Raw genomic sequence first — 11895 nt, forward strand, 5'->3', positions numbered from 1 at the left:
CATGATCGCCGCTTCGGGGAGTGGGGCGCGTTCATGTTTCGCCGGGTGGTATTGATTTCGAGCCTGATTGCCGTGGGCCTTGCGCTTAGCGGCTGCACCAAATGCGGTCCGATCTGGGACGACTGGATGCAATCCCCCAAATCCTGCAAGTCGGACCGGCTTTGATCCACCGTGGGCGCGCGCTTGGCGGCGCGGCTGCGGCGGTGCTATACCGCCCGAAAACGCCGGGGGAGAGCGTCCCAAAGGAGAACCTGTTATGAGAATTCTGAGCGCGGCCGCGATGATGGTGTTGCTGATGGCCCCCGCTTACGCGCAAATGCCCAATCTCAACCTGATGCCTGAAGTCGCCACCAGGACTCCGGAGGAGAAGGAACAGGATGCGGTCAGGGATAAGGCCTACAAGGAATCGCTGAAGAAGATTCCCGACTCCAAGGCCTCTTCCGATCCGTGGGGAACCGTGCGCAGCAACGACACGCCCAAGGCGGCTGCGCCAGCCAAGCCGAAGACCGGCAGTGCGGCCAATACCCCTCGCTAGCCGAAAGCCCCCATAGCGCAGACTCGGAATCGTTCTCCGCCGGCCCTATATTGAACGTGTCGTCATGTGTTTCGGAGTTGCGGCATGGTCATGCGCCCGCGCGATCTGGCCAGCCGGATGGCCACCCGGCGCAAGCCGGATGATGGCTATCTGCGCGAGACCCTCACGCTGCCGCGCGAGGTAGCGCGGACGAGGGCGCGCGATTTCCTCAGCCGCTATCCCAAGGCGGCCTATTTGAGCGCGGTCGAGAGCTGGCGCGAACTACCCGGCGGCGACATCGAATTCACGATGCGGCGGCTTCCCAGCGCGGACTAGAAAATCAGGCATTGGTCGCAAGTCTAGTGCTGCGGGCCAGCACTTGGAGCCCAGCGCTTGTTCGCGGCCACCGCCAAGGCGGCCGGTTGGTCGTCGAGATGGTGCTGGCAATGCAGGGAACGGCGAACTAGCCAGATGCGCTTTTTTTCCGCTCGCGGTTGATCCGCAGCTGTACCCGTCTCACCGCGAGCAGATAGAGTTTGGCTTCGGTTTTGCCGGTGACGACCCTGTCGTCAATCCGGAATTGCCATTTCCAGATACCCGGAGCAACCGCAGTCACGGTATATTCGACGCCCTTGTAGATCATGAAGCAGCCCTGTCCGACCCAAGCCGCATTCAATCCGAGATTGTCACTTTAGATTGTAAATATTATTTGATGCCCGTTGAGGGAATGGGCGGGTGCGGGGCCCCGAACTGGGAGGTCGCTCCGCGCCCGGTGTGCCTGAGCTCGCGGTCAATCTTCAGCTGAACGCGGCGCATCGCGAGCAGGAGCAGTCTCGCTTCCGTTCTTCCCGACCTGACGAGGTCACCGATCCGGAATTGCCAGTTCCAGATCCCCGGGGTTTCCGATCTTGTCAGCGTATATTCTATACCTTTGTGATTCATAGGGAATCTCCCCATACGCCAACTGAATTAACTGAGTTGGGCGGGCAAAGTTTCCATTTGTCCGATAGCGTACTTTGCGGTCGTCTAACGATAAAGCGCGCCTGTGACACGCGGTGATCGCTATGCGAGGGGCAATCCCGCGTTCGGCAGTTGGGGTGGCCAAGCCGCCTTGCCGGCGCTCCCACGAGCCGCGGCTTGTTGCTTGCCGGCAGCGACCTGGAATGCCCGCGGAGGCAGTCTTTGACCTTCCTGACCTCTCCAAAACGCACCGCGCCGCGCAAGCGGAATATAGTCGCTTGGCGGCGCAGGCTTATACCCCGAGTGATGCAATGTCCCAGGCAGCAATATGTCTTGGCGGCCCTGCAAAAGGTTCAACGTCTGCTGTTAAAAAATCGATGCTGAAACGAAGCGATCGCTGCCGCCGTATCTGTCTGACGGTGGGGTGGTCCTCCAGATTATTCCCCGCTGTCGGCGACCCCGTCTGTATGGCCCCATGCGGCGGGGTCGTTTTGCTCTGGCGACGCGACCGGCGCGGCGGCTTAATCGAACGTGACGCCGATGCGCTTATCCTTGCGCCAGACGATATGGCACGGCCGCTTCAATTGTTCTGATGGCACGAACAATGTGAAGCGGTCCGGGATGAACAGCGGGGTCACGACCTCAAGCGCTGCGCCGGAGGCCGAGAGATTCCGAACGGTGCAATCAATCCCGCCGCCGCCGAACTCGATGGTTCCGGCCTTCAACGTGCGACGCCGCGGTGCGATCCGGGTCTCGTCCATAGAATCTCATTATAGCACTGATTCACCTGCAAATGGATGGTGGGTCCGGGTTCGCGCGGGGGTAAGGCGCGAACACAAGGCGAAAAACTGGCGACCATCCGGTTGGGAACTTTGTTCTTGTCCGGAGAACTACGGGGGAAGGCCGCCTTGCGACGACGGCCTAGCGCCGCATTAAGGTTCGCTCGCCGGAGCCTTTGCGGATCCCGCCTTGAACGCATTTTTCAGGTCGCCCAAGAGGCCGCCAATGAAAGGCGGCCTCTTCAAAGCGTCGGTTACGGCAGGGTTGTCGCGATGTTCCTGATGGTACCGGTATGGAAGCGAATGACGGCTACGACATGGTGGTAAAGATCGCTCAAACGGCCGCCGCCGTTCACGGCGTCCAGTTCGTCGATGGTCAGTTCGCCGACGTTCAGTTCATCGATAGGCTTCTGGCCAATCTCAATCATGCGTCTCTCCTTTGATGGGGATTACGACAATCACGTTGCAAGGGTGCGCTCGGATGTTCCCGTTGGCTGTGACGGCTGGCACACTCCAAATCGCGTCGAGCGAAGGCACCGATCAATTCGCCGATCATTGCCGCACAAGTTGCGTTGAGCAGATACGCGGTCAGCACAGCTTCTCGCAACTGGCCGAAATAGGACGTCAGGCATTGTTGGATGGCGCTGGCGGCGTCCTCAAACAAAAGAGGCCGCCAAGCAAGGCGGCCTCTCAATTCCGGTTTGCCGGACCGGCACTATCGCATGTGCAGGGTCATCTTCTGCGGCGATACCAGCGGCTGGTGCACGGCGTCCAGCAAGCGGGCGCCCAAAGCCTTCAGGTACGCGTCGACGATCCGGTCGAGGATGGCACCGCCGCTGACCTGTTCGAGTTGTTCAAACGACATTTCGCAGATTTCGTTGTTGAGTTCGGTCATGTCCGTCTCCTGTTTGCGTGGGCAGGACCATTCCCGCCACCCTGGATGTCAGGGATAGGCTGACCCTCGACGCACCGCTGTGATGACCGTCACACGACGGCTCAGACGCAAAATCGCGAAAACAACCCCATGCAAAGTAGAATAGGCCCCGCCGAGGATGCCGAGTCGGGTACTGGCCGAAATGGGACACCCGTGAAGGCAAAGTAGCCACTCAAAAGCACAACGCCGCCAAGCTGAATAATGCTTGGCGGCGCTGCACCCGAGCTGGAAATTGCAATGCCCCAGCCTGGAGTATACGTCCGGGACAGGACAAGGTTGCTGAAAAGGGACACAGAATTTCGGGAACAAGTGGCAATGGGCGGAGTTGTGAAGGCGCTGCCAGTCCCAATTGCCCCGGCAGCACAAGCGGCCCCAGTGCCTCTTCCCCGAGGCTGGGGCCGTTTCTTTGGGCGCGCTTAAGACGGCTTCGAGGGCACGGCAAGCGCCAGTGCTTCGATAGCCAGTTTCCCGAATGATGGTGGCAGCGCGCCCTTTGCTGGTGAGAGAGACAACGATCAGGATAGCAATACGCTGGCTGCGGGTTGGATGCGCAACAAAGTCGTTCGCGAAATCAATGTGCGGTTATTGGTCGAAGGGAAGATGGACCGATAGAGATCGGCAAACTTGATCAAAGTTGCTCGAGGCCAAAAGCAAAAGGAAGTCTTGGAGGACGATGACGAAGAAGGGGCCGCCAATGGAGGCGGCCTCGGAGCCTTGTTCACGGTCGGAGAACGGGCAGTGCCGACTCGGGCGGCCTCGTTTACGCGACGGGCGGGTAGCTGGGTTTCGGAAGGCTGATTGCACTCGAATTGATGACGCCCTTCGAAATGACTTTACCCCCTGAGACCGATTCAAGCTCATCGTCGGTCAGTCGCTCCGCATCGGTCAGTTCGCGAATTTCATTCTGGTTGTTCATGGTCCCGCTCCGCGTTACGGCGCACTTGTGCGCCGTTGATCTGGAGCGAGTATGCCGGGAGGGCGGCCTTACTTTTCTAGGCTGGTTCTGGTGGTTGAAGTCCAGGAGAGGAAAGCCACTCGTTTATGTGAGAGGCCGTCTCTAGCTGCCTGATCTTCCTGAGCAGCACTTCCTTCTGAGGACCAGGTTTGAGCTTGGTTACCTGTGCTTCTAACCGGGCCTTCTCAGCTGCAATTCGATGTTCAAATGTGTGAGGAACGGATCGGCGACGCTGCATGATACAACCTCGTTGCTGACGGGTCCTAACCGTAGGGTTTGCATGTCCGATCCTATAAAATTCCGATCCCGGACGTCGGTTCCGAAGTGAACACTCCAAAAAAGGCCACTGCGCATTTCAACTTCGGCCACTAGGGGTCGAAACAGGCCAGTACCGGCCGGTTCGGCCTACCCATTTAGGGGGATGAACAGAGCGCGGCAACATCGCGGCGCTGGTGAGGGCCAAAAGGGGCCACCTCAAAAATCACAAGGGATCATTAACTTAGAATGGGGGCGAGAGGGGCCAGTACCGCTCTCTCTGAAAGAACATATTGCGAACAGAGAACAAAGGTGGTACAAGCATTCACCGTCAGTCGAATCCCCTGAGATCCTCGTCGTCCGTTTGTCCCGCTAGCGAATCCCCGCCATAAGGAGCACCCATGTCCGCCACTGCCCTGCGTATCGTCGAAGGATCCTCCATGGATAAGACCAAGGCCCTGTCCGCCGCGCTCTCCCAGATCGAGCGCCAGTTCGGCAAGGGTTCTGTGATGAAGCTGGGCAAGAACGATCGCTCGATGGATATCGAGACGATTTCGTCGGGCTCGCTCGGGCTGGACATCGCGCTCGGCGTCGGCGGCCTGCCGAGAGGCCGCGTCGTCGAAATCTACGGGCCGGAATCCTCAGGCAAAACCACGCTGGCGCTGCATACGGTGGCCGAAGCCCAGAAGAAGGGCGGCATCTGCGCCTTCATCGACGCCGAACATGCGCTCGACCCGGTCTATGCCCGCAAGCTCGGCGTCAACATCGACGAGCTCCTGATCTCGCAGCCCGACACCGGCGAGCAGGCGCTGGAAATCTGCGACACGCTGGTGCGCTCGGGTGCGGTCGACGTGCTGGTGGTGGATTCCGTCGCCGCCTTGGTGCCGAAGGCCGAACTCGAAGGCGAGATGGGCGATGCGCTGCCCGGCCTGCAGGCGCGGCTGATGAGCCAGGCGCTGCGCAAGCTCACCGCCTCGATCAACAAATCCAACACCATGGTGATCTTCATCAACCAGATCCGCATGAAGATCGGGGTGATGTACGGCTCGCCGGAAACCACCACCGGCGGCAATGCGCTGAAGTTTTACGCCTCGGTTCGCCTCGACATCCGACGCATCGGCGCGATCAAGGAGCGCGATGAAGTCGTCGGCAACCAGACCCGCGTCAAGGTCGTAAAGAACAAGCTGGCGCCGCCGTTCAAGCAGGTCGAATTCGACATCATGTATGGCGAGGGCGTCTCCAAAATGGGCGAAATCCTCGACCTCGGCGTCAAGGCCGGCATCGTCGAGAAATCCGGCGCCTGGTTCTCCTATGACAGCCAGCGGCTCGGGCAGGGGCGTGAGAACTCGAAGGCGTTCCTCAAGGCCAATCCCGACATGACCGCAAAGATCGAGGCGGCGATTCGCCAGAACTCCGGCCTGATCGCCGAACAGATTCTGGCTGGTCCCCCCGAGCGCGACGCCGACGGCGAAGAGCCGGCCGACGAGTAGGATTTTCCGGACCTCGGATCGCATGATCCGGGTTTCGACATAGCGGGTGCTGAGGACGTTGAGTTGCCGACGTCTTCAGTGCCCGTTTTGTTGTGTGTAGGCGGGTGACGAACATGACGCGGTTGGTTTTGACATCGAGCGATTCGGCGGGCGGGTGCCTGCTGCGCGCCGGGGTCGGCGATATCGTAATTCCATTTGGCTTCCGGCTCGTCTGGGGCGAATTGCCATCCGACGCGAAGCTGGAAGCCATGTTGGGGCCGGGCTTACTGGATCGTTTTCTACCGCACCGGCTTGGCAAGTTTCATTCGGAAGAGGTGGGGCCGCTTGATCTCTGCGAACGCTGCGAGACCGTCGAATTGTGGTTCGACCTCGAGCCGAACGCACAGCTCTTGCTCATTCAGCTTCTCGATTGCCTGAGTTCGCGCAAGAGTATCGTCTCGAAACTGAGCTTGTATCAGGCGGACGTCGACATTGCCCAACAACATCCGGAAACGATTTCGGAATGGAAGCCGCCCGGCATTAGAATCCAAATTGAGCATACCGAGGCGGCCAGTATGGCTTGGCACGCTTATCGACAGCCGACGCCGCGGCATTGGGCTGATTTGCTCGATAAGGATCTCAGCGCTTTGCCGCAGCTTCGGCAGACCGTGATGGAATTACTCGAAGAACTACCCAGGCCTGCAACCGGCCTAGGCGCGACCGAAATGCGAATGCTGGAACTGGTCGCGGCCGGCGACGTAACTCCGTTCGACCTTTTTCCGGGCCACAACAAGCAAAACACGCGGCGAGTGTTCGGCTATTGGGAGGTCGGCGCGCTGCTGGACGGCTTGGCTCGCGGTCCGGCACCTGCCGTAGCCGGCCTCGAGGAGGGACCGTTTACGGACGAGATGCATGATGACGCTGACCGTCTCGTGCGATACAGAAAGAGCAAACTGTCGCTGACCAAGCTCGGCGAGGCCGTCTTGGCGCAGGCTGAAGATTTCAGCCGGCACAATCCGATGCACCGCTGGTGGGGTGGGACGGAATTGACCAATGACAATCTGTGGCGCTGGGATCCGGTGAACCGCGCGTTGGTCGCGCCCTGATTTGTAGGATGGGTATCGCTGCGCTCCGACGAAGCTTACTCCGCTGCCTGCGCGTAATCCTCCACCGGCGGGCACGAGCACACCAGGTTGCGGTCGCCATAGACGTTGTCGACGCGGCCGACCGGGCACCAGTATTTGTCCGTCCGCGACGTGCCGGCCGGGAAGCAGCCCTCGGCGCGGCTGTAGGCGCGGGCCCAGGCATCGTCGGCGATGTCGTGCACGGTGTGCGGGGCGTGGCGCAGCGGCGAGGCCTCGATCTTCCAGCGGCCGCTTTCGACCTCGGCGATCTCGTTACGGATCGCAATCATGGCGTCGCAGAAGCGATCCAGCTCCGCCTTCGATTCCGATTCGGTCGGCTCGATCATCAGCGTGCCCGGCACCGGAAAGCTCATGGTCGGAGCATGGAAGCCGTAGTCGATCAGCCTTTTCGCGATGTCGTCGACGGTGACGCCGCTGGTCGCCTTCAGCGGGCGGGGATCCACGATGCATTCATGCGCGACGCGGCCTTTTGCGTTTTTGTACAGCACCGGAAAATGCGGATCGAGTTTCGCCGCGATGTAGTTGGCGTTGAGAATCGCGATCTCGGTCGCCCGCGTCAGGCCTTCGCCGCCCATCATCAAAATGTAGATGTAGGAGATCGTCAGGATCGACGCCGAGCCGAACGGGGCGGCCGACACCGGCCCGATCGGATGCGGGGTAGCGCCATCGGTCGCGGGATGGCCGGGCAGGAACGGCGCGAGGTGCGCCTTGACGCCGATCGGTCCCATGCCGGGGCCGCCGCCGCCATGCGGAATGCAGAACGTCTTGTGCAAATTGAGGTGGCTGACGTCGGCGCCGTAATCGCCGGGCCGCGACAGGCCGACCTGCGCATTCATGTTGGCGCCGTCGAGATAGACCTGTCCGCCATGGCAGTGCACGATGTCGCAGATATCGCGGATATGCTCCTCGAACACGCCATGCGTCGAGGGATAGGTGATCATGATCGCGGCGAGATTTTTCGAATGCTTCTCGGCCTTCGCGCGCAGATCATCTACGTCGACGTCGCCTCTGATGTCACAGGCGACCACCACCACGTCCATGCCGACCATCGCGGCGGAGGCCGGGTTGGTGCCGTGCGCGGAGGAGGGGATCAGGCAGATTTTGCGATGCGGCTCGCCGCGCGCGGCGTGATAGCCGCGGATCGCGAGCAGCCCGGCATATTCACCCTGCGCGCCGGAATTCGGCTGCAGCGAAATCGCGTCATAGCCGGTGATGTCGCACAGCCATTTTTCCAGCCGCGCAAATAGCGCGTGATAACCCTTGGCCTGTTCGTTCGGAGCAAACGGATGCAGGCTGCCGAACCCGGCCCAGGTCAGCGGGATCATTTCCGCCGTGGCGTTGAGCTTCATGGTGCAGGAGCCGAGTGGAATCATCGCGCGGTCGAGCGCGAGATCGCGATCGCTGAGCTTGCGCATGTAGCGCAGCAGCTCGGTCTCGGAGCGGTGGGCGTGAAACACCGGATGGGTCAGGAACGCGGTGGCGCGCTTCAACTCGGGCGGAAGGTCCTCGCGTACGCCAATCTCGATTTCCGCGTAGGACAATTTGCCGCCGAACGCGCGCCACACCGCCTCGATCACGGCCGGCGTCGTGGTCTCGTCCACGGCAATGCCGAGCGTGCCGTCACTGATCCGCAGATTGATCCTCTCAGTGCGGGCGCGCGCGACGATCTCGTCCTGCTTCGCAGCAGTCGTCACCGTGACGGTGTCGAAGAAATTCTGTGACGCCGGCGCAAAGCCGAGTTTTGTCAGTCCCGCCGCCAGCACGGCGGCGCGCCGGTGCACCTGGCGCGCGATCCAGGTCAGGCCTTCGGGGCCGTGATAGACCGCGTACATCGAGGCGATCACCGCCAGCAGCACCTGCGCGGTGCAGATGTTGGAGGTGGCTTTTTCGCGGCGGATGTGCTGCTCGCGGGTCTGCAGCGCGAGGCGATAGGCCGGCTCGCCGCGCGAATCCACCGACAGCCCGACGATGCGGCCGGGCAGCGAGCGCTTCAGCGCGTCGCGCACCGCCATATAGGCGGCATGCGGTCCGCCATAGCCCATCGGCACGCCAAAGCGCTGCGCCGATCCGATTGCAATGTCCGCGCCGAGTTCGCCGGGCGAGGCCAGCAGCGTCAGCGCGAGCAGATCGGCGGCGACGACGGCAAGCGCCCCCTTGGCGCGCAGCGACGCAATCGCGGGGCGCAGATCACGCACTGCGCCGGAACCGCCGGGGTATTGCAGCAGCGCACCCAACACGTCCGCCTTGTCGAGATCGGCGAGGGGATCGCCGACGATCAGTTTCCAGCCCAGCGGCTCGGCGCGGGTGCGGAGCAGCGCCAGCGTCTGGGGATGCACGTCCGCATCGACGAAGAACGATTTGCTCTTCACGCCAGAGAAGCGCTCCGCCAGCGCCATCGCTTCCGCGGCGGCCGTGGCTTCATCGAGCAGCGAGGCGTTGGCGACGTCGAGGCCGGTGAGATCGCAGATCATGGTCTGGAAGTTGAACAGCGCCTCCAGCCGGCCTTGGCTGATCTCGGGCTGGTACGGCGTGTACGCCGTGTACCAGGCCGGGTTCTCCAGGATGTTGCGCTGGATCACGGCGGGCAGAATGGTGCCGGAATAGCCCTGGCCGATCAGCGAGGTGAACACCTGGTTCTGCGCGGCGAGTTCCCCCATATGCGCCAGCGCTTCGGTCTCGCTCAACGCGCGCCCGAGATCGAGCGGCGTCTTCTGCCGGATCGAGGACGGCAGCGTCTGGCTCATCAATTCGCCGAGGCTCTTGGCGCCGACGCTCTCCAGCATCGCCGCGATGTCGCGGGGTGAGGGGCCGATGTGGCGGCGCACGAAATCGGTGGCGGCCTCGTTGGTATGCTTGAGCGGCGCGTTCATGGCTATTCCTCTTTATTCGCCGTCATGCCCCGCGAAGGCGGGGCATCCAGTAATCACTGGCTTCAGCGGTTGAATCGAGATGTCACGGCGTACTGGATCGTCCGCCTTCGCGGACGATGACACCGGATATGTGGTTATGAAGCGCTTCATCTTCTCACGCGGTGTGCTTGGCGTAGGCGGCCTCGTCCATCAGGCCATCGAGTTCGCTCTTGTCCTTGATCTTCAGCTTGAAGAACCAGGCCTTGCCGGCGGCGTCGGAATTCACCAGCGCGGGTTCGGCGGCGAGTTCCTCGTTGACTTCGAGCACGTCGCCGGAGATCGGCGCGTAGACGTCGGAGGCGGCCTTGACGGATTCGACCACGGCGGCGGCCTCCGCCTTCTTCAGGCTGCGACCGACCTTGGGCAGTTCGACGAACACGACATCGCCAAGCTGCGACTGCGCATAATCCGTGACGCCGATGGTGGCGACATCGCCCTCGATGCGGAGCCATTCATGGTCAGTTGTGAACAAGATCGTCATGAGACTTCCTTCAGCGTTTATAGGTGTTGGGAACGAATGGCATGGGCGCGACCTGCAGCGGCAGGCGCTGGCCGCGGACTTCGGCGAAAACTTGCGTGCCGGTTGTGGCGAGTGACGACGGCAGATAGCCCATCGCGACGGGGGCATTGAGGCTCGGGCCGAAACCGCCTGAGGTGACCTTGCCGATCGGCTGGGCCGAGGAGCTATCGGCAAACAACACCGCGCCTTCGCGCACCGGCGCGCGGCCTTCGGGCCGCAGGCCGACGCGGCGGCGCGCGGCGCCTTTTTCAAAATGGGCAATAATGGCCTCAGTGCCGGGGAAACCGCCGGCACGCGCGCCGCCAGTTCGCCGGCTTTTCTGCACCGACCATTCCAGCGCGCCCTCGACCGGGCTGGTCGTGGTGTCGATGTCGTGGCCGTACAAACAAAGTCCGGCCTCGAGCCGCAGGCTGTCGCGGGCGCCCAATCCGATCGGCAGCACGTCGCTGTTCTCCAGCAGCGCGGTCACCAGCGCTTCGGTGTGTTCAGCCGGAACCGAAATCTCAAACCCGTCTTCGCCGGTATAGCCGGAGCGCGAAACGAAGCAGTCGAAGCCCGCGACCTTGCGCGGACCGGTGTCCATGAATTTCATCCCGCCGACATCTGCACAAAACTTCGCCAGCGCGGATTCGGCCTTCGGCCCCTGCAGCGCGATCAGCGCGCGGTCGGCCAGCGAATCGATCATGCAGACATCCGAAAGGTGCGCGCGCAGATGCGCCTCGTCTTCGGCCTTGCAGGCGGCGTTGACCACCAGAAACAGATGGTCGCCGAAATTCGCCACCATCAGGTCGTCGAGAATGCCGCCATCGGGATTGGTGAACTGCGCGTAGCGTTGCCGCCCGGGCGCCACCGCCACGATGTCCTGCGGCACCAGCCGCTCCAGCGCCAGTGCGGCGTCCTCGACCTTGCCGGATTTCGGCCGTAGCGCGAGCTGGCCCATATGCGAGACGTCGAACAGGCCGGCAGCGCTGCGCGTGTGCTGGTGTTCCCGGAGCACGCCGGCGGCGTACTGCACCGGCATTTCATAGCCGGCGAACGGAACCATCTTGCCGCCGCGTGCCACATGGAGCGCGTGCAAGGGTGTGTGATGTAAAGGAGATTCGTCGCTCGCCAGCATCCCAAGGACCCTCCAGGGTTCGGGGACCAGCCCCCGAAAACCCAAAGAAAGCCCCATCTGTCGCTGTGCCTGAGAGTATTATCCCGTCGGCGGACACCCCTGGGCCAAAGCCCTTCGGCGTCTCTTTCCAGATGCTAGTCCGTCACGGGGTCCGTTTGCCTGAGAGTTTCCGGGGCGGTTGCTCCTTCGGCGCCGGCGCTTAAGCCGATCTCTCCCGACGTGACGTCTTGAACATAGGCAGGAAAACACGGCGCCACCATGGCTGTCAACGCACGGCGGCAGCTATCAACCAGTCTTGTGTGCTGCGGCAAGCCTATGATCCGCCTGCACAGTTTCTG

12 protein-coding genes and 1 riboswitch are annotated in these 11895 nt (G+C 62.0%); of the genes, 4 read left to right on the forward strand and 8 right to left on the reverse strand.

Annotated elements, in window-relative coordinates:
• The first annotated feature begins 256 nt into the window (after positions 1 to 256).
• Complete coding sequence (locus JQ611_RS22330) at positions 257 to 535, forward strand: hypothetical protein (RefSeq protein WP_212264357.1); 279 nt, start codon at positions 257 to 259, stop codon at positions 533 to 535.
• Between the two features lie 84 nt (positions 536 to 619).
• The gene (locus JQ611_RS22335; RefSeq protein WP_212466615.1) at positions 620 to 850 is read left to right on the forward strand and encodes a hypothetical protein; all 231 of its coding nucleotides are present in this window, start codon (positions 620 to 622) and stop codon (positions 848 to 850) included.
• Between the two features lie 127 nt (positions 851 to 977).
• On the opposite strand, the gene JQ611_RS22340 is transcribed toward JQ611_RS22335, so the two are convergent.
• The 5 genes from JQ611_RS22340 to JQ611_RS22360 all read right to left on the reverse strand — a co-directional run bounded on the left by JQ611_RS22340 (position 978) and on the right by JQ611_RS22360 (position 4103).
• Entirely contained in the window at positions 978 to 1157 is a 180-nt protein-coding gene (locus tag JQ611_RS22340) for a hypothetical protein (RefSeq protein WP_212035073.1), read from the reverse strand.
• Positions 1158 to 1995: 838 nt separating this feature from the next.
• Positions 1996 to 2235, reverse strand: coding sequence for a PilZ domain-containing protein (locus JQ611_RS22345; RefSeq protein WP_192734191.1), 240 nt, complete (start codon positions 2233 to 2235; stop codon positions 1996 to 1998).
• 272 nt (positions 2236 to 2507) lie between these two features.
• Entirely contained in the window at positions 2508 to 2681 is a 174-nt protein-coding gene (locus tag JQ611_RS22350) for a hypothetical protein (RefSeq protein ID WP_192734190.1), read from the reverse strand.
• A 287-nt stretch (positions 2682 to 2968) separates the two neighbouring features.
• On the reverse strand, positions 2969 to 3148 hold the full coding sequence (locus JQ611_RS22355) for a hypothetical protein (RefSeq protein ID WP_212204474.1): 180 nt from the start codon (positions 3146 to 3148) through the stop codon (positions 2969 to 2971).
• Between the two features lie 799 nt (positions 3149 to 3947).
• Positions 3948 to 4103 (reverse strand): bacteriocin, encoded by a 156-nt coding sequence (locus JQ611_RS22360; RefSeq protein ID WP_212466616.1) that lies wholly within the window; start codon positions 4101 to 4103, stop codon positions 3948 to 3950.
• A gap of 695 nt (positions 4104 to 4798) precedes the next feature.
• Here JQ611_RS22360 and recA point away from each other — a divergent pair.
• Together recA and JQ611_RS22370 are read left to right on the forward strand one after the other, a co-directional pair.
• Positions 4799 to 5887 carry a recombinase RecA gene (gene recA, locus JQ611_RS22365; protein WP_212264360.1) on the forward strand — a complete coding sequence of 363 codons (1089 nt, stop codon included), beginning with the start codon at positions 4799 to 4801 and terminating at the stop codon, positions 5885 to 5887.
• 113 nt (positions 5888 to 6000) lie between these two features.
• Positions 6001 to 6972, forward strand: a complete 972-nt coding sequence (locus JQ611_RS22370) for a hypothetical protein (protein WP_212264361.1) — start codon at positions 6001 to 6003, stop codon at positions 6970 to 6972.
• Positions 6973 to 7007: 35 nt separating this feature from the next.
• Here the strand turns inward: JQ611_RS22370 and gcvP are convergent, their stop codons facing one another.
• The 3 genes from gcvP to gcvT all read right to left on the reverse strand — a co-directional run bounded on the left by gcvP (position 7008) and on the right by gcvT (position 11557).
• Positions 7008 to 9881 (reverse strand): aminomethyl-transferring glycine dehydrogenase, encoded by a 2874-nt coding sequence (gene gcvP, locus JQ611_RS22375; protein ID WP_212466617.1) that lies wholly within the window; start codon positions 9879 to 9881, stop codon positions 7008 to 7010.
• Between the two features lie 154 nt (positions 9882 to 10035).
• Entirely contained in the window at positions 10036 to 10401 is a 366-nt protein-coding gene (gcvH, locus tag JQ611_RS22380) for a glycine cleavage system protein GcvH (RefSeq protein ID WP_212264363.1), read from the reverse strand.
• A gap of 10 nt (positions 10402 to 10411) precedes the next feature.
• Positions 10412 to 11557, reverse strand: coding sequence for a glycine cleavage system aminomethyltransferase GcvT (gene gcvT, locus JQ611_RS22385; protein ID WP_212466618.1), 1146 nt, complete (start codon positions 11555 to 11557; stop codon positions 10412 to 10414).
• A gap of 137 nt (positions 11558 to 11694) precedes the next feature.
• Positions 11695 to 11785, reverse strand: a riboswitch (glycine riboswitch).
• Positions 11786 to 11895 lie beyond the last annotated feature (110 nt).

The sequence above is a fragment of the Bradyrhizobium sp. AUGA SZCCT0182 genome (assembly GCF_018130185.1).
Classification (GTDB): Bacteria; Pseudomonadota; Alphaproteobacteria; order Rhizobiales; family Xanthobacteraceae; genus Bradyrhizobium.

Bases quoted from the DNA above. Each gene is read 5' to 3' on its own strand.
- JQ611_RS22330 (WP_212264357.1), top strand. From the start codon at position 257: ATGAGAATTCTGAGCGCGGCCGCGATGATGGTGTTGCTGATGGCCCCC.
- JQ611_RS22335 (WP_212466615.1), top strand. From the start codon at position 620: ATGGTCATGCGCCCGCGCGATCTGGCCAGCCGGATGGCCACCCGGCGC.
- JQ611_RS22340 (WP_212035073.1), bottom strand. From the start codon at position 1,157: ATGATCTACAAGGGCGTCGAATATACCGTGACTGCGGTTGCTCCGGGT.
- JQ611_RS22345 (WP_192734191.1), bottom strand. From the start codon at position 2,235: ATGGACGAGACCCGGATCGCACCGCGGCGTCGCACGTTGAAGGCCGGA.
- JQ611_RS22350 (WP_192734190.1), bottom strand. From the start codon at position 2,681: ATGATTGAGATTGGCCAGAAGCCTATCGATGAACTGAACGTCGGCGAA.
- JQ611_RS22355 (WP_212204474.1), bottom strand. From the start codon at position 3,148: ATGACCGAACTCAACAACGAAATCTGCGAAATGTCGTTTGAACAACTC.
- JQ611_RS22360 (WP_212466616.1), bottom strand. From the start codon at position 4,103: ATGAACAACCAGAATGAAATTCGCGAACTGACCGATGCGGAGCGACTG.
- recA (WP_212264360.1), top strand. From the start codon at position 4,799: ATGTCCGCCACTGCCCTGCGTATCGTCGAAGGATCCTCCATGGATAAG.
- JQ611_RS22370 (WP_212264361.1), top strand. From the start codon at position 6,001: ATGACGCGGTTGGTTTTGACATCGAGCGATTCGGCGGGCGGGTGCCTG.
- gcvP (WP_212466617.1), bottom strand. From the start codon at position 9,881: ATGAACGCGCCGCTCAAGCATACCAACGAGGCCGCCACCGATTTCGTG.
- gcvH (WP_212264363.1), bottom strand. From the start codon at position 10,401: ATGACGATCTTGTTCACAACTGACCATGAATGGCTCCGCATCGAGGGC.
- gcvT (WP_212466618.1), bottom strand. From the start codon at position 11,557: ATGCTGGCGAGCGACGAATCTCCTTTACATCACACACCCTTGCACGCG.